19 protein-coding genes and 1 tRNA gene are annotated in these 22,786 nt (G+C 69.8%); 17 read left to right on the plus strand and 3 right to left on the minus strand.

Features of this window, described 5'->3' with window-relative positions:
* From ACFWIW_RS38260 to ACFWIW_RS38325, 14 genes are all read left to right on the plus strand, one after another.
* Positions 1 to 1,203: a beta-ketoacyl-[acyl-carrier-protein] synthase family protein gene (locus ACFWIW_RS38260; protein WP_378372964.1), complete on the plus strand. Its 1,203-nt coding sequence runs from the start codon at positions 1 to 3 to the stop codon at positions 1,201 to 1,203.
* Positions 1,200 to 2,309 (plus strand): beta-ketoacyl synthase N-terminal-like domain-containing protein, encoded by a 1,110-nt coding sequence (locus tag ACFWIW_RS38265; RefSeq protein ID WP_378372965.1) that lies wholly within the window; start codon positions 1,200 to 1,202, stop codon positions 2,307 to 2,309. The genes ACFWIW_RS38260 and ACFWIW_RS38265 overlap by 4 nt, the downstream gene beginning before the upstream one ends.
* Positions 2,287 to 3,402 (plus strand): beta-ketoacyl synthase N-terminal-like domain-containing protein, encoded by a 1,116-nt coding sequence (locus tag ACFWIW_RS38270; RefSeq protein WP_378372966.1) that lies wholly within the window; start codon positions 2,287 to 2,289, stop codon positions 3,400 to 3,402. Before ACFWIW_RS38265 ends, ACFWIW_RS38270 begins: the two co-directional genes overlap by 23 nt.
* On the plus strand, positions 3,399 to 4,235 hold the full coding sequence (locus tag ACFWIW_RS38275; protein ID WP_378372967.1) for a beta-ketoacyl synthase N-terminal-like domain-containing protein: 837 nt from the start codon (positions 3,399 to 3,401) through the stop codon (positions 4,233 to 4,235). The genes ACFWIW_RS38270 and ACFWIW_RS38275 overlap by 4 nt, the downstream gene beginning before the upstream one ends.
* Positions 4,232 to 5,029: an alpha/beta fold hydrolase gene (locus ACFWIW_RS38280; RefSeq protein ID WP_378372968.1), complete on the plus strand. Its 798-nt coding sequence runs from the start codon at positions 4,232 to 4,234 to the stop codon at positions 5,027 to 5,029. Before ACFWIW_RS38275 ends, ACFWIW_RS38280 begins: the two co-directional genes overlap by 4 nt.
* A complete protein-coding gene (locus ACFWIW_RS38285; protein WP_378372969.1) occupies positions 5,026 to 5,946 on the plus strand; it encodes a thioesterase in 921 nt (306 codons plus the stop codon). The genes ACFWIW_RS38280 and ACFWIW_RS38285 overlap by 4 nt, the downstream gene beginning before the upstream one ends.
* Positions 5,943 to 6,575, plus strand: coding sequence for a DsbA family protein (locus ACFWIW_RS38290; protein ID WP_378372970.1), 633 nt, complete (start codon positions 5,943 to 5,945; stop codon positions 6,573 to 6,575). Before ACFWIW_RS38285 ends, ACFWIW_RS38290 begins: the two co-directional genes overlap by 4 nt.
* Positions 6,572 to 6,694, plus strand: a complete 123-nt coding sequence (locus ACFWIW_RS38295; RefSeq protein ID WP_255431380.1) for a hypothetical protein — start codon at positions 6,572 to 6,574, stop codon at positions 6,692 to 6,694. Before ACFWIW_RS38290 ends, ACFWIW_RS38295 begins: the two co-directional genes overlap by 4 nt.
* The gene (locus ACFWIW_RS38300; RefSeq protein ID WP_378372971.1) at positions 6,691 to 7,419 is read left to right on the plus strand and encodes a class II aldolase/adducin family protein; all 729 of its coding nucleotides are present in this window, start codon (positions 6,691 to 6,693) and stop codon (positions 7,417 to 7,419) included. Before ACFWIW_RS38295 ends, ACFWIW_RS38300 begins: the two co-directional genes overlap by 4 nt.
* A gap of 20 nt (positions 7,420 to 7,439) precedes the next feature.
* A complete protein-coding gene (locus ACFWIW_RS38305) occupies positions 7,440 to 10,310 on the plus strand; it encodes a cytochrome P450 (RefSeq protein WP_378372972.1) in 2,871 nt (956 codons plus the stop codon).
* A 105-nt stretch (positions 10,311 to 10,415) separates the two neighbouring features.
* Positions 10,416 to 12,086, plus strand: coding sequence for a (2,3-dihydroxybenzoyl)adenylate synthase (locus ACFWIW_RS38310; RefSeq protein WP_378372973.1), 1,671 nt, complete (start codon positions 10,416 to 10,418; stop codon positions 12,084 to 12,086).
* Positions 12,087 to 12,307: 221 nt separating this feature from the next.
* Positions 12,308 to 13,630, plus strand: a complete 1,323-nt coding sequence (locus ACFWIW_RS38315) for an acyltransferase family protein (protein WP_378372974.1) — start codon at positions 12,308 to 12,310, stop codon at positions 13,628 to 13,630.
* A 75-nt stretch (positions 13,631 to 13,705) separates the two neighbouring features.
* Positions 13,706 to 15,436, plus strand: coding sequence for a CoA transferase (locus tag ACFWIW_RS38320; RefSeq protein ID WP_378372975.1), 1,731 nt, complete (start codon positions 13,706 to 13,708; stop codon positions 15,434 to 15,436).
* Positions 15,436 to 16,653, plus strand: coding sequence for an aminotransferase class V-fold PLP-dependent enzyme (locus ACFWIW_RS38325; protein ID WP_378372976.1), 1,218 nt, complete (start codon positions 15,436 to 15,438; stop codon positions 16,651 to 16,653). The genes ACFWIW_RS38320 and ACFWIW_RS38325 overlap by 1 nt, the downstream gene beginning before the upstream one ends.
* A 72-nt stretch (positions 16,654 to 16,725) precedes the next feature.
* On the opposite strand, the gene ACFWIW_RS38330 is transcribed toward ACFWIW_RS38325, so the two are convergent.
* A tRNA-Arg gene (locus ACFWIW_RS38330) sits at positions 16,726 to 16,798 on the minus strand.
* A gap of 178 nt (positions 16,799 to 16,976) precedes the next feature.
* On the opposite strand from ACFWIW_RS38330, the gene ACFWIW_RS38335 reads away from it, so the two are divergent.
* Positions 16,977 to 18,101 (plus strand): epoxide hydrolase family protein, encoded by a 1,125-nt coding sequence (locus ACFWIW_RS38335; protein WP_378372977.1) that lies wholly within the window; start codon positions 16,977 to 16,979, stop codon positions 18,099 to 18,101.
* Positions 18,102 to 18,252: 151 nt separating this feature from the next.
* Entirely contained in the window at positions 18,253 to 19,170 is a 918-nt protein-coding gene (locus ACFWIW_RS38340) for a cation diffusion facilitator family transporter (RefSeq protein WP_125689689.1), read from the plus strand.
* Between the two features lie 250 nt (positions 19,171 to 19,420).
* Here ACFWIW_RS38340 and ACFWIW_RS38345 read toward each other — a convergent pair whose 3' ends face one another.
* The gene (locus ACFWIW_RS38345) at positions 19,421 to 20,122 is read right to left on the minus strand and encodes a DUF305 domain-containing protein (protein WP_378372978.1); all 702 of its coding nucleotides are present in this window, start codon (positions 20,120 to 20,122) and stop codon (positions 19,421 to 19,423) included.
* Between the two features lie 9 nt (positions 20,123 to 20,131).
* Positions 20,132 to 20,923: a DUF3105 domain-containing protein gene (locus ACFWIW_RS38350; RefSeq protein ID WP_378372984.1), complete on the minus strand. Its 792-nt coding sequence runs from the start codon at positions 20,921 to 20,923 to the stop codon at positions 20,132 to 20,134.
* A 203-nt stretch (positions 20,924 to 21,126) separates the two neighbouring features.
* Here ACFWIW_RS38350 and argS point away from each other — a divergent pair, with 203 nt between their 5' ends.
* Positions 21,127 to 22,782, plus strand: coding sequence for an arginine--tRNA ligase (argS, locus tag ACFWIW_RS38355; protein ID WP_378372979.1), 1,656 nt, complete (start codon positions 21,127 to 21,129; stop codon positions 22,780 to 22,782).
* Positions 22,783 to 22,786: the final 4 nt, after the last annotated feature.

Consider the following 22,786-nt stretch of genomic DNA (forward strand, 5'->3'; position numbering starts at 1 on the left):
GTGGCCCGCGTTGTCGTTACCGGGGTCGGCCCGGTGTCGAGCATCGGGATCGGGATCGCCGCGTTCGCCGAGGCGCTCCGCACCGGCCGATCCGGGATCTCGCCCATCACCAGCTTCGACCCGGCCGGGTTCCCGCACCGGAACGCGGGCGAGGTCCAGACCTTCGATCCGGGTGCCCAGCTCCGCCGGGTCGATCCGGCGAGCTGGGGCCGGTCCAGCCAGTTCGCGGCCAGCGCCGCGCGGCTGGCGGTGGCCGACGCCCGGCTCGACCTGACGTCGGTGACGCCAGGGCGCGCCCACGCGATCATGGGCACCACCAGTGGTGAATCCGCGGTCGCGGAGGCGCTCACCGGGCAGATCATCGACGGCGGATTCGCCGCGCAGGACCCGGCCCTGCTGACCCAGCTGCCCGCCAACCGGCTGGCGAACGCGGTCAGCGAGGAGCTGGAGCTCGCCGGGGAGTCGCTGACCATCGCGACCGCCTGCTCGGCGAGCAACTACGCGATCGGCTACGCCTACGACCTGCTGGCCGGCGGCGAGGCCGACGTCGTCTTCGCCGGCGGCGCCGATTCGGTGTGCCGCTGGGCGCACGCCGGGTTCTACCGGCTCGGCGCGCTGGCGAAGGACGCCTGCACCCCGTTCGACAAGGACCGCGCGGGCATCCTCACCGGCGAGGGTGGCGCCGTCCTCGCTCTGGAGACCTTGGAGCACGCCACGAAACGGGGCGCCACGATCTACGCGGAGCTGCTCGGGTACGGCGTCAACTGCGACGCCATCCACCCGGTCACCCCGGACGCGCCGACGGTCGCGGAATGCATGCGCATCGCGCACCGCAATTCCGGGATCTCACCGTCCGATGTGGACTACATCTGCGCGCACGGCACCGGCACGCAGGTGAACGACCTGGTCGAGAGCAAGGCCGTGCTCGAGGTCTTCGGCGAGCGTCCGCCGCCGATCAGCTCGATCAAATCGATGCTCGGCCACACCATGGGCGCGGCCTGCGGGTTCGGGGCGATCGCCTCGACCATCGCGATCGACCGCGGTTTCCTGCCGCCCACGGTCAACTGGACCACCGAGGACCCGGAGCTGGGCGTCGACCCGGTGCCGAACGCGGCCAGGCAGGCGAACGTCCGGGTGGTCCAGAACGACGGTTTCGCCTTCGGTGGCAACAACGCCATCGTGATGTTGGGAGCGCCAGAATGAGCGGTGTGGTGGTGACCGGCTGGAGCGCGCTGACCTCCGCGGGCGTCGGCGTGGACGCGCTGGCGAAGCGGCTCGAGCTGGCCGAGGCGGGTCAGGTCCAGAAGGGCCACGAGATCGGAGATCTCTACGAGGAACCCTTACCCGCGGCGAATGGGCATTTTCTGCCGAGCTTCAGCCCGCGGGAACACCTGGGACGTAAGGGAACCAGCACCTACGACCGCGCCACCGGGCTCGCCGTGGTGTGCTGCCAGGAGGCGCTGCGCGAGGCGGGGGTCGAGCTCGACGACGAGGTCCGGCCGCGGATCGGTGTGGTGCTCGGGACCTCGCTGGGCAGTTTCAAGTCCACCAGCGACTACACGCGCGAGACCCTCGTGCAGGAGAAGCCGTATCTGGTGAACCCGATGCTGTTCCCGAACACGGTGATGAACTGCGCCGCGGGGCAGGTCGCCATCCGGTTCGGCCTGCGCGGGGTGAACACCACCATCGCGGGTGGCACGCTCGGTTTCCTCAACGCCCTGCGCTACGCCGGCAACGCGATCGAGCGCGGCCACGTCGACGTCGTGGTCGCCGGCGCGGTGGAGGAGTTCACCCCGCACCGCGCTTGGTCGACACATCTGACCGGGGCGACCGAGGTCGTCGCCGCCGGTGAGGCGGCCGGGATGTTCGTGCTGGCCAAGGAGAACACGCCCGAGTGGGCGGGCACGCGGCGGCGCGCCGGGGTCCTCGCGGTCGCCACGGCGTACGGGCCCGGTGGTGGTGACGCCGCCGAGACCGCGCTCGCCGGATGTGTGCACCGGGTGCTGGCGAAGGCCGGTGCCGACGCGTCCGAAGTGTCCACTGTGTACACGGGCGAGGCCGATGACGGCGACCGTCGTGAGTACGGCCCGATCGTCCGTGCGCTCGGCCACCGCCCGGAACGGGTCATGGTCAAGCGGCTGTTCGGTGAATGCGACGCGGCGTCCGGCGCGGTGGCGCTGGGTGTCCTGCTCGCCGAAGACCGCGATACCCGGCCAGGGCTGAGCCTGCTCACCGCGCGGGGCGCGGACGGTGCCGTGGGCGCCGCCATCGTGAGGAGGTACGCCGATGGCGGTCCTGATCGCGGGTAGCGCGGTGCGCACCTGCCTCGGTTCGGGAGCGGAGACGTTCGAGGGCCTGCTTCGCGGTGCCTGCGGCGTCTCACCGCTCAGGTACGGCGATCCGGAGAAGCTGAACGTCGCCAACGGTTACCATGCAGACCTGGCCGACGAGCCGTTCCGTGCGGGACGGCTCCTCGCCGAATGCCTGGCCGAAGCCGTCGCTCAGTCCGGTGTGGACACCGCCACCCAGCGGGTCGCCGTTCTCGTCGGCACGGGTCTTCGTGAGCTTTCCGGGGTGGAACGGCTGGCGCTCACCGGTGAGACCCCGCCCGCCGATCGGCTGGACTTCGCCGACGTCGTGGCAGGCGCGCTGCCCGGCGTCACGGACGTGACCACGGTCGTCAACGCGTGCAGTGCCGGCGGCCATGTGCTCGCGCTCGCGCAGGATCTGCTGGAGCTCGGCGAATGCGACGCCGTCGTGGTCGCCGCCGCCGACGCGATGACGCGGTCGATGCTCGCCATGATCGGCCGGGTCGCCGAGGAGCCGACCGAGCGGGTGCGCCCGTTCGACCGCGACCGCACCGGCGTGCTCCTCGGCGAAGGCGCGGCGGTGCTCGTCGTCGTCCCCGAGACCTGGGACGGTCCGGCGCTCGGCAAGGTCACCGCGACCGGACTCTCCTGCGACGCCTACCACGCCACCGCGCCGGACATCGAGGGCATCGCCCGCGCGATGTCCGACGCCTTCACGCGTGCGGGCCGGATACCGTCCGATGTGGACGTCGTGGTGGCACACGCGACCGGCACCGCGCTCAACGACCCGGTCGAATGCGACGCGCTGCGCAAGGTCGTCCTCGGTGGCGGCGGGAACCCGCTCGTCACCGCGGTCAAGGGCGCCACGGGGCATACCTCCGGCAGCGCCGCACTGGTCAATGTGGACGTCGCGTTGCGGATCTTCGCCACCGGCGAGGTTCCCGCGGTCACCGGCCTTTCCGAGCCGCTCGACGAGGCAACCGGATTGCGTCTGGTCATCGGCGAAGCGGTCGCCGCCCAGCCGGAACTGGTGCAGGTCAACGCGTTCGGCTTCGGCGGGGTCAACGCCGTCACCCTGCTGGAGCGGGCATGACCGGCCGCGCGGGGGAGACCCGCCTGCTCCTCACGGGCTGGAGCCTGCACCTGCCGGGGATCGAGGGGTTCGACGGCGCGCCGCCGGAGAAGGCCGCCACCGTCCTCGGGCGGAAGGGCCTGCTGTACAAGGAACCCTCGACCCGTCTGGCGTTGTGCGCGGTCCATCGCGCGCTCGGCTGGGAACCGGGGCAGCGGGCCACCGGGCCGATCGAGACCGGCACGGCGGTGGTCGCGTGCAGCAACCTCGGCAACGTCGAGACGGTCGCGAAGGTGACGCGCGCGGTCGAGGCGGAAGGCGGCCGCGCGGTGAGCGTATTGGACGCGCCCAACGTCTCACCGAACGTCGTGGCCAGCACGGTCGCGCTGTGGTTCGGCTTCGGCGGGCCGAACCTGATGCTGTGTTCCGGCAGCACGGCGGGGCACGCGGGCCTGCGGATGGCGAGCCTGCTCCTGCGCTCCGGCCGGGCCACACGGGTGGTGCTCGTCGGGGCCGAGCCGGACGACGAGATCGCCTCGATCCTGCACGACGGACCGCTGCGCGCGGGGAGCGCGTGCGCGATCCTCGAGCCCTGGCGCGAAAACTCCGGGCACGTTGTCGTCGACGCCGGTCCCGGAATGCCCATGCCCCGGCGCACGGTCGGCCCAGGCGGCTTCGACGTCAAGGAACGGTGGGGCGACTTCTACGGCGCGCACGGGGTCGTGGAGCTCGCGCTCGCCGCCCACCTCGCCGTCACGGAAGGCGAAGGCCGCGTGGGCATCGGCCCGCGGCGTCCGGACGGCGGGCCGTCGGTCACCGTCACCGAGTACAGCGATGAGATGGGGTTCCGGTGAACGGTTCGGCGGTGAAGGCGCACACGATCGCGCCCGGCAGGCCCGGTGCGCCGCTGGTGCTGTTCGCGCACGGGATGGAAGGCCACTGGAAGAGCTGGACGCCGCTGGCCGCGCATCTCGATCAGGGCTATCGGATCGTTTCGCTGGAGCTGCCGTGGAAGGCGGGCAACGACTTCCGCTGGCGCAACCGCTCCTTCGGCAAATGGCTCGGCGACGGGCTGGACATGGTCGGCGCCAGGCCGGACGTCCTCGTCGCGCATTCGTTCGGCGCCAACGCCGCGCTGGACCTGATGTGCGCGCTCGACCCGCGCGTCGGTTCGTCGGTGGCGTTGTTCTGCCCCTTCTACCGCCTGCCCCGCTACGAGGTGACCTGGCGGATGTTCGAACGCTCGCGCGAGACGTTCACCGCGCACGTCGGCGAGGGTGTCCGCGCCCGGCTCGGCAAACGAGCGGCCTCGCTGGACCCCGAGGTCGTCGACGGCATGGTCAAGATCGCGCTGAACCGCGCCGGCCCGCTCGGCTTCGCTGCGGTGTTCGACCGCTACGCCGCGAGCGCCGACCTCCAGCTCGGCAACGTCGAGATCCCGACGAAGGTGCTGGTCGGCGGCCTGGACCCGACGCTGCCCGCCGAATCCGCGCGCGTCCTCGCCGACGCCATGCCGGGCGCGACGCTGCACACGCTCGACCGCGGTGACCACTTCTTCCACGTCCGCTACGCCCGGTACGCCGCGGCCGAGGTGACCGGCCTCGTCGAAGACGTCCGGACCCTTCCGAAGGTAGGTGAGCTCCGATGACCGCAGTCCTGCGGCCAAGCCGGACCGTCACGCACGGCCGCCCCGCGTTCGAGGGCGCCAACATCCGCACCTGGATCGGTTTCAAGCACTTCATGTACCTGGTCGAGCAGGGTGTCCTGCAGTGGCTGCGCGACCAGGGCACGAGCGCGCGCGACCTGTTCCTCCAGCACGGTCTCGGCGCGGAGATCGTGGACTGCTCGGTGCAGCTGCCCGCGGTGCTGGAACTCGACGACGAGGTCGAGGTCGAGGTCACGCCCGGCCGCGGCGACAAGCTGAACGTCCAGCTCTCGGTGGTCCGCGAGGGTGAGAAGGTCACCGTGCTGCGCGGCAAGGTCACCGTCGCGCTGGTCCGCGAGCGGGCGGCCGACGCCAGGGCCGCGGCCCCCGAAGCGTTGGCGCATCTGGAGGTCCCGGCGCTGGAGTCCACTGTGGAGCGAGTCGCGATCCCGGATGGGGAGACCGCCGAATCGGTGCTGACCGCGTCGCCGGGCGCGTTCCTGTGGTCGTGGCGGGCACCGTACTTCTACTGCCACTACTCCGACCGCGTCCAGCACTCCGGTTTCGTCCGGACGCTGGAGGAGGTCGTCGACCGGTACCTCGCCGACCGCGGCATCTCCGTCGGCCGGATGCTGACCGAACGCGCCTGGATCCCGGTCGTCTCCCGCGCCCGCGTGCGGCTGCTGGAGGACGCGCGGATGGAGGAGACGGTGCACACCGTCTTCACCGTCACCGACATCCTGCGCGGGGTCATGTTCGACGGCCGCATGGACTGCTATGTCCAACGTGGACAGGAGCTCGTCCCGGTCGCCACCGCCCAGATCCTGCACGGCTACGCCATCGCGGCCGGACCGGGCGCGGGCGGCATGGCCGAGCTGGACGAAGGTGTCGTGCACGCGCTGATCGGGGACCGGACGTGAGCCGGCCCGCCAAGCTGTACTTCTCGCTGCGCAGCCCGTACAGCTGGCTCGCGATCAACAAGCTGCGCGACGAGGTGCCCGGCGCCCTCGAACAGCTGGAGTGCTACCCGTACTGGGATCCGGACACGGTGACCGGCGCCGGCCTCGACGAACGCGGCGGCGAGTTCCACTACGTGCAGATGAGCCGCGCGAAGCATCTGTACATGCTGATGGACACCAAGCGGATCGCCGAGGCACAGGGCCGCAAGATGGCCTGGCCGATCGACATCGAGCCGTGGTGGGAGCTGCCGCATCTGGCCTGGCTGCGGGCGCGCCGCGAGGGCGTCGAGTGGCCGTTCTACGACGCGCTGAACGAGGCGCGCTGGGGCCGCGGCGACAACATCTGCGAGCCCGGCATCGTGCGCGCTGCGGCCGAACAGGCCGGGCTCGACCCGGAGCTGGCCGTCGGCGCGGTCGACGACCCGGAGATCCGCGCCGAGGGCGTCGACTGTCTCTACCAGGCCTATCTCGACGACATCTTCGGCATCCCCTACTTCAAATGGGGCCGCCACCGTTACTGGGGATTCGACCGGCTGGACGGCTTCCTCGGCGTCTGGCGGCCGACGGTGCGAGAGGAGCGTGCGGCATGAGCGAGGACCAGGAGGCCACGGTCACGGAGCTGCCCACCGATCAGTGGTACGGCGTGCCCGCCGAACTGCTGGACGAGGGCGCCGCCTACGACTGGGACAGCCCGGGCGGCTGCGGATGAGGACCGTCGACGAGGAACGGCTCTACCGCAAACAACGGCTGGCGGCGACCATGCGGCTGTTCGCGGTGCGCGGTTTCGACGAGGGCGCGGGCGGCCACGTGACCGCCCGCGACCCCGGCGACCCGGACCGGTTCTGGATCAACCCGTTCGGTGTCCACTTCGGACACGTGCGGGTCAGCGATCTGCTGCTGGTCGACGGCCGGGGCGAGATCGTCGAAGGCGACGGGAGGATCAACCCGGCCGGATTCGTCATCCATTCGCACGTCCACGCCGCGCGGCCCGACGTCGTCGCGGTCGCGCACGCGCATTCCACCTATGGGCGCGCGTGGGCGGCGCTCGGCCGCAAACTCGACCCGATCACCCAGGACGCGTGCGCCTTCTACGAGGACCACGAGGTCTTCGACGAATTCGGCGGCGTGGTGCTGGATTCCGACGAGGGCAAACGGATCGCGGTCCGGCTCGGCACCGGCAAGGCGGTGATCCTGCGCAACCACGGGCTGCTCACGGTCGGCGGCTCGGTGCAGGAAGCGGCGTGGTGGTTCACCACCATGGACAGCTCGTGTCACGTGCAGCTGCTCGCGGAGGCGGCCGGGAACCCGGTGCGGATCGAGCCCGAGGTCGCGCGGCACACCGCGTCGACCATCGGGACACCGGGGATGGGACGGCTCAATTTCCGGCCGTTGTACGCCGACCTCGTGCGGCGCCAACCGGATTTGCTCGACTGAGTGTCACTGAGGGGAAGGTCATGCCGGCTCTACTGAACGACTACATCGCCGAGGGCGGTACCGGGACCGCGATCGCCGACGAGGCGGGCGCGGTCGGCTGGCGCCTGCTGGGGGAGCGGGTGAACCGCTGGATCGCCCTGCTGCGGGATCGCGGGCTCGGCGAGGGAGACCGGCTGGCCTGTGTGCTCGGCAACCGACGGGAGACCTTCGAGGTCCTGTTGGCGTGCCTGCATTCCGGGATCACCGTGGTGCCGGTCAACTGGCATCTCACCGATCCGGAGATCGCCTACATCGTCTCGGATTCCGGCAGCAAGGCCCTGGTCGTCGAGCCCGCGTACGCCGAAACGGCGGGCCGCGCGGTGGCCCGGTCGACAGGGGAATGCACGACGCTGCTCGTCACCGGTTCCACGGACGAGGCCGGCTTCGAAGCGGTGGAACCGTTGCTGGCCCTGATGTCCGCGGCCGAGCCCGAAGGACAGACCTGCGGTGCCACGATGTTGTACACGTCGGGGACCACCGGGGCGCCGAAAGGCGTGGTGAACGGCCTGTTCGTGGTCGGCGCGCCGTTCTCCAGGGTGGCGAAGCTGACGCGGTACGCGCACGTCGTGCTCGACGTCCCGTCGCGCGAACGGTGCCTGCTCGACGGGCCCTGGTACCACTCGTCCCAGCTGTTCTTCTCGCTGCTCGGGCTCCTGCTTGGCTCGACACTGGTGATCCGCCGGTCCTTCGATCCCGAGTCCACTTTGGACATCATCGACCGGGAGCGGATCACCGCCGCGCATCTGGTGCCGACCCAGTTCATCCGCCTGCTGCGGTTGCCCGCCGAGGTCCGTGAGCGGTTCTCGGGGGCGAGCCTCGGCCGCGTGTGGCACGGCGGCGGTCCGTGCTCGCCGGACGTCAAACGCCGGATGATCGACTGGTGGGGCCCCGTGCTGACGGAGTACTACGGCGCCACCGAGGGCGGCGCCGTCACCCTCACCGGCTCGCGTGACTGGCTCGCGCATCCGGGCAGTGTCGGCAAGGCCGTGCCACCGAACGAGATCGTGATCCTCGGCGAAGACGGCACACCGCAACCGCCGGGCGCCACCGGGCAGGTGTTCGTCCGGCGTGTCAAAGGGCAGAGCTTCTCGTATCACAACGCCCCCGAGAAGACGCGATCCGCGCATCTGGAGCCGGGCACCTTCACCTTCGGCGACGTCGGCCATCTCGACGAGGACGGGTTCCTCTATCTCACCGGGCGAGCGCAGGACATGATCGTCTCCGGCGGGGTGAACGTCTACCCGGCCGAGATCGAGGCCGTGCTGATCAACCATCCGGCGGTCCAGGACGTGGCGGTGATCGGCGTCCCCGACGACGAGTTCGGTGAGCGTGTGGCCGCGGTCGTGGAGGTCACCGCCGACGCGCCCGGAGACCTGTTCGCCGTGCTGGACCCGTTTTGCCGCGAGTCGTTGGCCGGGTTCAAGACACCGAGGTCGTACCACGTCATCCCGCGGCTGCCCCGCGAGGCGACCGGCAAGCTCCGCAAGGACGTACTGCGCAAGAGCTTCGCGGCGATCGGGATCGAGCGGCCCGACATCGCGCATCCCGCGACCTTCGCCGACGGCGTGCCGCACGCGGAGTTCGCCCGCCGCCGGGAGACCGAACCGGTCGCGTGGACCCCGGAACCGTTGCTGACCAGGCACTCCAGCGCCGGCAGTACCACTCAGCGCGGTTCCGGCTACTGGGCGGTGACGCGGTACGACGACGTCTACTCGGTGTCGCGGCGGCCGGAAGAGTTCTCGTCGGCGGCCAAGGGTGCCTTCCTGCCCGACCCGCGCACCCCGGGCGATCTCAAGCAGACCCGGCAGCTGCTGGTCAGCATGGACGGGCCCGAGCACGTCCGGATCCGCCGTCTGGTGGCGACGGTGTTCACCCCGAAGTCGGTCCGCGGGCTGAGCGACAGCATCGCCGCGCACGCCCGGCGGCTGGTGGAGAAGGTCACCGACGGCCAGGAGTTCGACGCCGTCGCCGACTTCGCCGCCGAGCTGCCGCTTCTCGTCCTCTGCGACCTGCTCGGGTTCCCGCCGGAAGACCGGCACCTGCTCTATCGCTGGAGCAACGCGCTGGTCGGCTTCGATGACCCGGAGTTCGGCGGCGGCGACGTCGAGGCCTACCGCCGGACGTTCGCGGAGGCGTTCGCCTACGCGATGAAACTCGGCCTGACCCGGCGCGAAACCCCGACCGACGACCTGATCAGCCGCCTGGTCAACGCCGAGGTCGACGGGAAACGCCTGTCGGACCGGGAGTTCTGCAGCTTCTGGCTGCTGCTGGTGGTCGCGGGCAACGAGACGACCCGTCACCTGATCTCCGGTTCGCTGGAGGCACTGGTGAACAACCCGGCCGAACGCGAGCGGCTGGTGTCCGGCGAGGTGCCGGTGGCCACCGCGGTCGACGAGCTGATCCGCTGGGTCACGCCGATCATGCAGTTCCGCCGCACCGCCGTGCGGGACACGGAGATCGCCGGGCAGCCGGTCGCCGAGGGCGACAAGGTCGTCGTCTACTACACCTCGGCCAACCGCGATCCGGCCGTGTTCACCGACCCGGACCGCCTCGACCTCGGCCGCGACCCCAACCCGCACCTGTCCTTTGGCATCGGCCCGCATTTCTGCCTCGGCGCGCATCTGGCCAGGCTGGAGATGGCGACGCTGCTGACCGAACTGCTGCCGCATCTGTCCAGCCTGCGCCTGACCGGTCCGGTGACCCGGCTCGAGTCGAACTTCGTCAACGGCGCCAAATCCATGCCTGCCCGCTTCGTGTCCATGGGCGAACCCGCGTCCGCGATCGACGTCGGCAGGGCGCGACCTGGTCTTTCAGGTCGCGCAGGTGGTGAAGGCGCCCTGCCACCGCGATAGCGGGGCCTTCGGCCGGGCGGGTTCACGTGCATGGTCACTTTTCGGACAGAACCTCAGCTCCACCAACCGGTCCTTGGGATGAGTCCACGAGAAAGGGAGGCCGTCGTGCCCTCGAAACCTGTCCAGCCGAGCCGTGCGGGAACGGTCCCCTGGCCCGCCGACCTCGTCGAGCGTTACGTCGCCGAAGGCCACTGGAAGGGCCAGGCGCTCGCCTCGCGCTTCGTGGCCGCCGCCGACGCGACCCCGGACGCCGAGGCACTGACCGATGGCGATTTCCGGCTGACCTACGCCGAACTCCTGTCCCGTGTGGACGGTGCCGCCCAGCGGTTGCGGGCGCTGGGGCTCCGGTCCGACGACCGGCTACTGGTCCAGCTGCCCAACGGCTGGGAGTTCGTCGTGCTGACGCTGGCGTGCTTCCGGCTCGGTGTGATCCCGGTGATGGCGCTGATCCAGCACCGCAGGCACGAACTGTCCTATCTGGCCGAGCTGTCCGAAGCGCGCGCGATCGCCGTGCCGGACCGGGTGAAGGACTTCGACCACCAGGAACTGGCGGCCGGGATCGCCGCCGGCGCCGAGACGATCGAGCACGTCATCGTCGCCGGTGACGCCCGCGACGGGCACGTGGATCTGCGTGCGTTGTGCGCCCCGGCCGCGGATCCGGCCGCCGCACGCGCCGAACTGGACACGTCGGCGCCCGACCCGCGGTCGGTCGCGCTGCTGATCCTGTCCGGCGGCACCACGGGGCTGCCGAAGCTCATCGCACGCACGCACGACGATTACGCCTGCTATGTCGACGGATCCGCCGACGCGTTCGGCTTCGACGCGTCGTCGGTGTACCTCGCCGTGCTGCCGTTCGGGCACAACTACCCGCTGAGCGCGATCCTCGGCGTGCTGTGGGCAGGCGGCCGCGTGGTCGTCTCGCCGTCGCCGTCCCCGCGGGACTCGCTGGGCGCGATCGAAGCCGAACGCGCGACGGTGACATCGGTGGTGCCGGCGATCGTGGTGCGCTGGCTGGAGTACCGCGAAGCCGACAAGCACCACGACCTGTCGTCGTTCAAGGTGCTGACGCTGGGCGCCGCGCGGCTGCAGGATCAGCTGGTCCGCCAGATCAGCTCGGTGTTCGGCTGCACGCTGCAGCAGGGTTACGGGATGGCGGAGGGGCTGACCAACCTCACCCGGCTGGACGACCCGTTCGACATCACCTGCGACACCCAGGGCCGTCCGATCAACCCGGCCGACGAACTGCTCGTCGTCGACGCGGACGGGAACCCGGTCCCGCCGGACGAGCAGGGTGAGCTGATCACCCGCGGCCCGTACACGATCCGCGGGTACTACCGCGCGCCCGAGCACAACGAGCGCGCCTTCACCCCGGACGGCTGGTACCGCACGGGCGACGTCGTGCGGCTGCGGCCGGACGGCTACGTCGTCGTCGAAGGGCGCACCAAGGACGTGATCAACCGAGGCGGCGAGAAGATCGCCGCCGAGGAGGTCGAATCCTTCGCCTACCAGCTCGATTCGGTGGAGATGGCGGCCTCGGTCGCGATGCCGGACCCGGTGCTCGGCGAACGAGGCTGCCTCTACGTCGTACCGACGCCCGGCACCTCCGTCGAGCTGCAGGACGTCATCGACGTCATGGAGACGGCGGGCGTCGCCCGGTTCAAGCTCCCGGAGCGGCTGGTGATCGTCGACGCGATGCCTCGCACCCCGATCGGCAAGATCGACAAAAAGGTACTACGGGCCGACATCGCACGACGGCTCGAAGAAGAAGCCGCCTGATCCTCCCCCTCCCGGCTCGTGAGTGGTAAGGACGGTTCTAACCGTCCTTACCACTCACGAGTTTTTTCACGCCGCGCATTCTCGCAGAATGGAATAAGACGAGCCCCTTCCCGCGATGCGAAGCTTGCAGTGCAGCCGGTTTCCGGCCTGGGTTCCGCCGCGTGACGTGGAAATGCTCGAACGCGGTTCACCCCCATCGCTTTTGGGAGAAAGGACGCACAATGAGCGTTACCGCAACGCGGAAAGGCGGGCCCCCCGCAGCCGCGGAAAAGCCGGCCAAACAACGCTATCTGGCCGTCGACGGTTTGCGCGGGGTCTGCGCGCTGGCCCTGCTCTTCACGCATGTCGCGATGATCGCGGGGGTGCTCGGCACCAAGGAACTCGGCGGCACGATCGCTTCGACCAGCGCGGTCGGCGGGTTCTTCACCGGCGGCCTGCAGATCTTCGCCGGCGTTTTCTTCGTGCTCACCGGAATGTTCGTCTACCAGGGGTTCGCGAAGTCGGTCATCAACGGAACCCCGCGCAAACGCGAAGGCACGGTCATCCGCCGTGTGCTGCGCCTGCTCCCCGCGTACTACGTGATGTACTTCGTGGTCCTCATCGCGCTGAACCTCCAGCAGATCGACAGTGTGTGGGACGTCTTCCGGCCGTTGGCGTTGCTGCACATCTACGACTGGGACGGCTGGAGCAACGGCATGGAGATCACCTGGACCGTGCCGGACATGGCGCAGTTCTACCTCCTGCTGCCGCTGCTGGCCTGGGCGACCTTCAAGTTCGCTTCCCGCGGCGAGACCGCGCGGGCGCGGGCGTACCGGATGATGCTCCCCGTGCCGCTGCTGTTCGCCGCCGGTATCGCCTGGCTGCTGTACTCGCAGATGAACGGCCTCGGCACCCGTGCGCTGTTCTGGTACCCGATGGGCCTGATGCCGGAGGTCGCGATCGGCATGGTCATCGCGATCTGGCTGGAGCTGCAGAAGGCCTCGCCCAACGAGGCGCCCAAGCTGCTCACCTTCGCCGGCCGCCACCGTGTCCTGTTCCTGGGCATCGCGCTGACCTGCCTGCTGATCAACTGTGCCCGTCCCGGCAGTGAAATCGGCATGGACGACTACTACAGTCTCACCGCGCTAGGGATCTTCTACGGCCTGCTGGCCATTCTTTCGGCGAGCCTGTTGCTTTCGATGGTCGCACCCGGACCCGAGTCGCGCGTGATCCGCGCCGTGTTCACCAACCGGGTGATCCTGTTCGTCGGCAAGATCTCCTACGGGGTCTACCTGTGGCAGTTCGCGGTGATGCATTTCTACCTGCAGAAGCCGAACGCCTACTTCAACGGCGAGCCGATGCCGCTGATGCTGATCCGCGCCGGTACCGGCTTCTGGGAGCTGCAACTGGTCACCCTGGTCGGCACGATCATCCTGTCGACGATCTCGTACTACGTGCTGGAACGTCCCTTGATGAACTGGGGTGAGCGGGTCATCAAGCGTCGTGCCGCCCGCAAGGCCGCTGCCGCGCTGCCGCGGCAGCGTGAGGAATCGGTTCCGGTCTAGTCCCTTGCTTCTCGATCCGCCGGCCTGGCGTCCGCCACAAGCGGGCGCCAGGCCGTTCCAGCATGGAGGTTCGTCGTGTCCTTTTCCGCGCCGCTGAAGGGTTTCCAAGCCCGTCTCCCCGGATCCGGCCCGGTCGCCGAGACGGTTCTCGACCGGCTGCGGATGCTGGAGGCCGACGTCGGCCGGGCCGATGCCTTCGGCCTGAGCGGGCCGGGTGTCTCGGTCGAGGCCCGCCTGTGCGGGCCGTTCTCGGAGAACCTCGTGCAGGCGGGCTGCGGGATCATGGCACTGCACGGAAGGTCCGAGGCGCGGCCACGGCCACTGGGTGTCGACTACGTTTCGATCCTCACCGGGATCGCCACCGTCCAGGGCATGCTGGCCGCGACTTTGGCTCAACTGCGCGGAAACCCCGTGTCTCGCGTCGAGCTGGGCGCGGACGGGGTCGCGTTGCTCGCGGTCGGGCAGTACATCGCGGCGGCCACCGCGGACGAGGATCCCGAGAGCTACGAAGACCTGCCGTCGACGGCGCGGCCGCCGTTCGTCTCCGCCGACGGGATCGCGTTCGAGGTCGAGTCCTTCAGCGGCGAGGCCTGGCAAGGGTTCTGGGCCTCGCTGGGGACGCCGGAGCGCGCGATCGCCCATGGCTGGCGGCCGTTCCTTCTCCGCTACGAGCGCGCGTCGGCGGTGCTCCCGCGCGAGCTGCACGAGGCTGCCGAGTCCGCCTCGTTCGAGAAGATCCGCGCGATCGCCGCCACGACCGGAATGCACGTCTGTCCTGTTCGGACGGTCGCCGAGCGGCGCGCCGACCCGGACGCGGGTCTGCCACCGTGGACACTTCGGGCCGGGCGGGCGGCACCGCCGGGCCCCGGTGCCGGCACCGGTCTGCCGCTCGCCGGGATCCACGTCGTCGAGTCGACCCGCCGGGTGCAGGGCCCGCTGGCGACCCGGCTGCTGTCGCTGCTCGGCGCGACCGTCACCCGGATCGAACCGCCGGGCGGCGATCCGCTGCGGGGGATGCCGCCGATGGCGGGGGACTGCTCGGCGAAGTTCCGCGTGCTCAACGACGGCAAGCGGATCGCCGAGATCGACTTCAAAACGGCCGCGGGCCGCGAGGAGGTCATGGACCTGATCTGCGACGCCGACGTGTTCCTCCACAACTGGGCGCCGGGCAAGGACGTCGAACTAGGCCTGGACGCGGCCGCGATGCACGCCGTGAACCCCGGGCTGGTCTACGCGGCGGCATGCGGCTGGGGCGACGCGCTGGGCAAGCACCCGCCCGCCGGTACGGACTACATGGTCCAGGCCTACTCCGGGGTGGCCGACGCGCTGACGCCCGCTGGCGAACCGCCGCGACCGACGTTGATGATCATGGTGGACATCGCGGGCGGATTCGTTTCGGCGGAAGGGATACTGGCCGCGCTGGTGGCACGTCAGCGCACCGGCCACGGCGGCGCGGTCACGACGTCGCTGCTCGCCGCGGCCGACGCGCTGCTGCGCGAGCCGTCGTCTGCCGCCGTCGACGGTGTCTTCGCCGCGGCCGACGGGCTCCTCGCGATCGTGACCGAAGACGTCGAGACACTGTGCTCGAAACTGGACATTCCCGTGCCGCCGATGGAAGACCTGCCGGACGCGATCACCAAGGCGCTGGGCACCCGCCCGGTGGCGGACTGGGAAAGCGGGCTGGGCTCGATCGCGGTACCCGTCCGGCGCGGTCTCGGCGCCCTCGTCTCGCGTCATCCCGAGCGGTTCGACCGGAACGGCTGCGCGATCGCCGTCTCACCATGGATCTTTGGAGGAGCTTCGTGATGAGTGGGAACACGCTGAGCGTGCTGGGCTCCGACGTCAAGGTGGGGCTGGCCGACGGAACGAAGATCGCCTACGCCAACCTGGACTACGCGGCCAGCGCGCCTTGCCTGCGCGAAGTGGCCGACGTGGTGGGAGAGCTGCTCCCGCTCTACGCGAGCGTGCACCGGGGCGCGGGCGCGCTTTCCCGGCTGTGCACGGAAAAGTACGAACTCGCCCGCACGTCCGTCACCACGTTTCTCGGCTGTCGCGCCGACGACGAGGTGGTGTTCACCCGCAACACCACCGACGCGCTGAACCTGCTGGCCCACGCGGTTCCGCCGGACACCGTGGTCGTCACGTTCGACGGCGAGCATCACGCGAACCTCTTGCCGTGGAACGACGTCGTCCGCCTCCCGGCTCCTTCTTCGCCGGTGGTAGCGGTTTCCGCCGCCGAGACCGCGCTCGCCGCGCAGGCCTCTGGACGCCCGCTGTTGCTGGCCGTCACCGGCGCGTCCAATGTGACCGGTGAGGTCTGGCCGCTCGCCGAACTGGCCGCCACCGCCCACCGCTTCGGCGCCCGCATCGCGGTCGACGCCGCCCAGCTCGCGCCGCACCGGCGGATCGACGTCGCCGCGCTCGGCCTCGACTACCTGGCCTTCTCCGGCCACAAGCTGTACGCCCCCTTCGGCGTCGGCGTACTCGCCGGCCGGGCCGACTGGCTGGACCGCGCGCGGCCGTACCTCTCCGGTGGCGGGGCCACGGCACATGTCGGAGACAGACCCGGCGACGTCGACTGGGCGACCGGCGCCGCGCGTCACGAGGCGGGCTCCCCGAACGTCATCGGCGCGGTGGCGCTGGCGGCCGCGTGCGACGCCCTCGCGGCGGCGGACCTGGACGTGCTCCGAGCCGAAGAGAACGCCCTCACGACCCGGCTGCACGACGGCCTCGCGGCGATCCCCGCGGTCCGGATCCTGGGCGGCGGCTGGCCGGACAGGCTGGGCATCGTGTCGTTCACCGTCGACGGCGTCGAGACGCGCGCCGTGTCCACCCGGCTGGCCGAGGAGTTCGGCATCGGCGTGCGCGACGGCCTGTTCTGCGCCCACCCGTTCACCCGGCGGCTGCTGGACCAGGCGGGCGCGACCGCGCCGACGGCGGTGCGCGCGAGCATCGGTATCGGCACGACGTGCGAGCACATCGACCGCCTGATCGCCGGGATCCGGGTCATCGCCGGATGCTGAGCCCGGGACCCAAATGAATCGGCCCCTACCGCGATTTCGCTGGTAGAGGCCGGTTTGCGTGATCGATCCGTGTGCCCTCGGCAGGATTCGAACCTGCGACACCTGCCTCCGGAGGGCAGTGCTCTATCCCCTGAGCTACGAGGGCGTTGCCGCCTGAGCGACGTTGGAAGCTTAGCGCATGTCCCCGCGGGCTCTCGCGAGTGGTGGTCGTTAACCGGCGTGGTGCTCGACGAAGCGGCTCTGGACCCCTCTGACCAGGCCTTCCGGCTGGTGCTCGCCGGATCTGCGTAACGTCGGTGACACCGACGAACTGGGAGGACCTGGTGATCGAACCGTTCGAGGTGCGGATCCCCGAAGCCGCCATCGAAGACCTGCGCACCCGGCTCCGTGCGACGCGTTGGCCAGAGCCGGCCACCGTCGACGACTGGGAACAGGGTGTCCCGCTGGACTTCGCGCGGGAGTTGTGCCGGTACTGGGCCGAGGACTACGACTTCGGACTGGCCGCCCGGGTCAACGCTTTCCCGGGTTTCAAGACCACTGTGGACGGTCTCGGGATCCACTTCCTGCACGTTCGCTCGCCGGAACCGGACGCGACGCCGCTCGTGCTCACGCACGGCTGGCCGGGATCGGTCGTGGAGTTCCTCGACGTGCTCGGGCCGCTCACCGACCCCGTCGCGCACGGGGGCGATCCCGCGGACGCGTTCCATGTCGTGGCGCCGTCGCTGCCGGGGTTCGCCTGGAGTGGCAAACCGTCGTCGACGGGGTGGAACGTCGAACGCATCGCCAGGGCCTGGGGTGAGCTGATGGGGCGGCTCGGCTACGAGCGGTACGTCGCGCAGGGCGGTGACTGGGGTGCCGGGGTGACGAACATGCTCGCCAAGGTCGTCCCGGAGCGGCTGATCGGTGTCCACGTGAACATGGCGGGCGTCCCGTACGACGAAGCCGTGCTGGGGGAGCCGGCGGCGGAGGAGAAGGCGGCGATCGCCGACCTCGCGCGATTCCGTGCGGTCGGGTCGGCGTACGCGCAGCAGCAGGCCACGCGTCCGCAGACGCTCGGTTACGGGCTCACCGACTCGCCGGCGGCGCAGGCGGCGTGGATCGCCGAGAAGTTCCGGGAGTGGACCGACAACGACGGCTCGCCGGAGACCGCACTGTCGTGGCGCCGGATGCTCGACGCGATCTCCGTCTACTGGTTCACCGCGACGGCGGCTTCGTCGGCGCGGATCTACTGGGAGAGCAAGGAGCGGGACGTTTCGGTCGTTGAAGTTCCTTCGGGTATCTCGATCTTCCCGCGCGAGATCATCCGGCCGTCCCGGCGCTGGGCGGAGCTGCGCTACACCGATCTTCGCTGGTACGAGGTGCTGGCCAAGGGCGGCCACTTCGCCGCGTTCGAGCAGCCCGAGGCCTTCGTCGGCCAGTTGCGGGGGTTCTTGCGGTCGCTTCGGTAGCGGTGCGTGGTGGTTCCAGGTTTCGGGAAGGCCCTCCTGGGGGATGGCTTCCTTGTGTGGCTTAGGACATGGTGAACTTAGGCTCACCTGTATTGCACATATGCGCATGTGACAATATATTCGGCCTGTCGACTTCACGAGAGGCGGAGCAATGGGTCACGGGCACGGGCATGGGACGGCCTCGCCGTCGAGCGCGTCAGGCCGCTACCTGAAGAGCTTGACGATCGCGCTGGTCATCGGCGCCGGCTTCATGGTCATGGAGTTCGTCGTCGGGTTCGCCACCGGCTCGCTCGCGCTGATCTCCGACGCCGCGCACATGTTCACCGACGTCCTCGGCGTCGGCATGGCGCTGGCGGCCATCCTGCTCGCCCGGCGCAGCGGCCCGACGCTCACCAGGACGTTCGGCTTCTACCGCGCCGAAGTGCTCGCGGCGCTGGGCAACGCCATCCTGTTGTTCGGCGTCGCGGGCTACGTCCTGGTCGAGGCCATCGGCCGGATCAGCGACCCGCCCGCCGTGCCCGGCCTGCCCGTCCTGCTGGCCGCCGCCGCGGGCCTCGTCGCCAACATCGTCTCCTTCATGGTCCTGCGCAAGGGCGCGGAGGAGAGCATCAACGTCCGGGGCGCGTACCTCGAAGTCCTCGCCGACCTGATCGGCTCCGTCGGGGTGCTGCTGAGCGGCGCGATCACGCTGCTGACCGGCTGGCGCTACGCCGACCCGATCATCGGTGTCGCGATCGGCCTGTTCGTCCTGCCGCGCACCTACGCCCTCGCCCGGCGCGCGCTGCGGATCCTGTTCCAGCACGCGCCCAAGGGGGTCGACGTCGCCGGGATCCAGGCCGAACTCGGCGGGCTGAAGGGCGTCGAGGACGTCCACGACCTGCACGTCTGGACGCTCACTTCGGGGATGGAGGTCGCTTCGGCGCACCTCACCATCGCGCCCACCGTCGAGCAGGCCGAGGTGCTCACCGAGGCGCAGAACCTCCTGGCGAACCGCTACTCGATCGAGCACGCGACCCTGCAGATAGAAGTGCCCCAGTGCGCTCAACGCTGCCGGGAACTCTCCTGGTAGCCCGCATTTCGTCCTCTGAATGCGGTAGTTGGCAGAGCGAACTACCGGGCGTGACCGGCGATGACACGTGACTGGATGGACGACACGCCCGCGGCCGGGCTCCGCCATGAGTCGGCCGCCGGATCACGCGTGTCGTCCCTCTGAGCACATGTGTCGTCCATCCAGTCACGCGACATCGCCATCCGCGCACCCGGCGGTACGTACTTGAGACGCACCTGGCTCTGACCCGAATCGCGAAGAAAGTAAGGGGTCAGGCGGGCAGGGGAGCGGCGCCGCGTTCCTGGAGGAGGCCCTTCATCAGGGTGATCTCCGCACCCTGCGAAACGAGCATGCTCTGCGTCAGCGACTTCACGTCCGCGATCGACGTGTGGTCGTGGCCGTACTGCGCCATCGCCGTCCCGCCTTCGTGATGCCGCAGCATCAGTTGGAGGAAGAAGACGTCCATCTCCTTACCGGTCAGCGACCGCAGTTTGGCGAGTTCGGCCGACGTCGCCATCCCCGGCATCGGCGCGCCGTTCGACGGTTTCATGTCGCCGCCGTGCCCGCCGTGGCCGGACGGCTCGGTCATCCAGGTCATGTAGGCGCCGGTCGTCTGCTCGGGCTGGCCCCACAGGCCGAGCCAGCCCTTCATCCGGCCGACCTGGCCGGTCTGCGTGCGCTCGATGTCGAACGCGAGGGTCTTGATCGCCGGATCGGTCGTGTGGTCCCGCGCCCAGCCGGCCATGGTGACGGCCTGGAGGTGGTGCACCGACATGTCCTGCGCGAAGCCGACCTCGACCGAGCCCGCGCCTGGAGTCTTCTGCTCCGGCTCGGAGTCGATCAGCCTGGTCGTCAGCGCGCCGAGGCCGAAGCCGAGGATCACCATGACGACCAGGGCGGCCCCGATCACCAGCCATCGGCTCTTGGCCGACCGTGAAGCAGTGTCGTCGACGGTCTGGAGATCGGGGTCCACTTGGCTCACTTACTTGCTCGCGGGCGCCGAGGGCTGGGTCGCGGGCGCGGACGGCTGGCCGGCGCCGGGCTGGTCCGGCTGTGTGCCCGCGCTGCCCTTGTAGTCCATCGGCTTGGCGTCCGGCCCCGGCGGGGTCGGGTCGAAGTCGCCCGGCTCGATCTGCGCGTCGCAGGTGGCGTCACGCTCGGGGTACGCGCCGAACGGGTTGGTGCGCAGCGCGGCGACGAACTGGTCGATCCGCTCGTCGGAGGCGGAGTCCAGCTTCAACTGGTGGCCCCAGGACTGCACGGAGATCGGCTTGTCCAGGTTCGGGTACGGCGACATGACCATGTACGGCTTGCCCTCGACACGCACCTTCAGCAGGTCGAGCGCCTCGCCGGTGATCTGCGCCGGGTTGTAGGCGATCCAGACCGCGCCGTGCTCGAGACCGTGGACCATGTTCTCGTTGCGGACGGCCTTCTCGTAGACGACGCCGTTGCACGCGGCCCAGGCCTGGTCGTGCGGGCCGCCGAAGGGCGGGGTCTTGTCGTACGCGACGCGCTCGGCGGCCGAGACGTGCACGGAGCCCTCGTAGGTGGCCGTGGTCACGCCGGGGATCCGCTTGGACGGGTCCGGGTCCTGCTGAGAGGGGGCGAAGGCGGCCGCGGCCTCTTCGCGGCTCTTCTGATCGCGCTTGGGCGCCGAAGCGACCATGTAGTAGGTGACCACCGAGGCAGCCAGGACGACGATCGCGACGACGGCGATGATCGTGCCCCAGGGCGTGCCCTTCTTGGACACGACGGAACTACGGGCGGCCTTCATGGCGTTCTTCGACGACGCGCCCTTTTTTCTGGTTGTCCCGTTAGCCATGGCTCCTGCGTTCTCCGAAAGGGGTGGTCCCTGCGCGGGCCAGTGTAGAGACCGCGCGTCTGATCACCGTGAACAGTCGCAAGATCACCGGCTTGGCTCACACCTTCCGGCGGTCGCTGCGAAGCCCGGACCAGGTCACACCTAGAATTCCGCGAGTGACTCCCGCAGCTCTCGCCGACCTGGTCCGTAACTCCGCCGTGCAGGTTCTCACCGCGCGCGGCCTCGACGATTCCGTGCTGCCGGAGAAGGTGACGATCGAGCGTCCCCGCAATCCCGAGCACGGCGATTACGCGACCAACCTGGCGCTGCAGGTGGCCAAGAAGGCGGGCATGAAGCCCCGTGACTTCGCCGACGCGCTGGCCGAGGCGCTGTCGGCCACCGACGGCATCGACTCGGCCGAGGTCGCCGGGCCGGGCTTCCTCAACCTGCGGCTCGCCGCCGACGCGCAGGGCCAGATCGTCCAGCAGGTGCTCGACGCCGGGGAGAAGTACGGCCTCGGTGACGCGCTCGCGGGCGTCAAGATCAACCTGGAGTTCGTCTCGGCGAACCCGACCGGCCCCATCCACCTCGGCGGCACCCGGTGGGCCGCGGTGGGCGACGCGCTGGGCCGCGTGCTGTCCGCGCAGGGCGGCCTGGTCACCCGGGAGTACTACTTCAACGACCACGGCGCGCAGATCGACCGCTTCGTCCGGTCCCTGATCGCCGCCGCCAAGGGCGAGCCCGCCCCCGAGGACGGCTACGCGGGCGGTTACATCAACGACATCGCCGCCGAGGTCATCCGCCAGGAGCCGAGCGCGCTCTCGCTGCCCGACGACGAGCGGGCCGAGACCTTCCGCCGGGTCGGCATCGAGCTGATGTTCAGCGAGATCAAGCAGAGCCTGCACGATTTCGGCACCGATTTCGACGTCTACTTCCACGAGAACTCGCTGCACGAGTCCGGCGCCGTGTCGTCGTCGGTCCAGCAGCTGAAGGACTCCGGGAACCTGTACTTCGAAGACGGCGCCTGGTGGCTCAAGTCCAAGGAGCACGGCGACGACAAGGACCGCGTCGTCATCAAGAAGGACGGCAACCCGGCCTACATCGCCGGTGACCTCGCCTACTTCCAGGACAAGCGCAAGCGCGGTTTCGACCTCTGCATCTACATGCTGGGCGCGGACCACCACGGCTACATCGCCCGGCTCAAGGCCGCGGCTGCCGCCTTCGGTGACGACCCGGCCGTCGTCGAGGTGCTGATCGGCCAGATGGTCAACCTCGTCTCCGAGGGCAAACCCGTCCGGATGAGCAAACGCGCCGGCACCGTGATCACCATGGAGGACCTCGTCGGCACCGTCGGCGTCGACGCGGCCCGCTACGAGCTGATCCGCTACTCCGTCGATTCCACTTTGGACATCGACCTGGACCTGCTTCGCAAGCACTCCAACGACAACCCGGTCTACTACGTCCAGTACGCCCACGCGCGGCTGGCCTCGTTGCAGCGCAACGCCGCCGACCTCGGCCTGAAATCGGATGGCGCTGTCGACTTCGGGCTGCTTACGCTGCCCGCCGAGGGCGATCTGATCCGCACGATCGGCGAATTCCCGACCGTCCTCCGCCGGGCCGCACAGCTGCGCGAACCGCACCGCGTCGCCCGGTACCTCGAAGAACTCGCCGGCGCGTACCACAAGTTCTACACCGTGGGCCGTGTTCTTCCCCAGGGCGACGAGGAGGCCACCCCCCTCACGTTCGCCCGGCTCGCGCTGTGCCAGGCCGCCCGCCAGGTGCTGGCGAACGGCCTCAACGTGCTCGGTGTCTCTGCTCCGGAACGGATGTAAAAGC

The organism is Amycolatopsis sp. NPDC058340 (assembly GCF_042723975.1).
Classification (GTDB): Bacteria; Actinomycetota; Actinomycetes; order Mycobacteriales; family Pseudonocardiaceae; genus Amycolatopsis.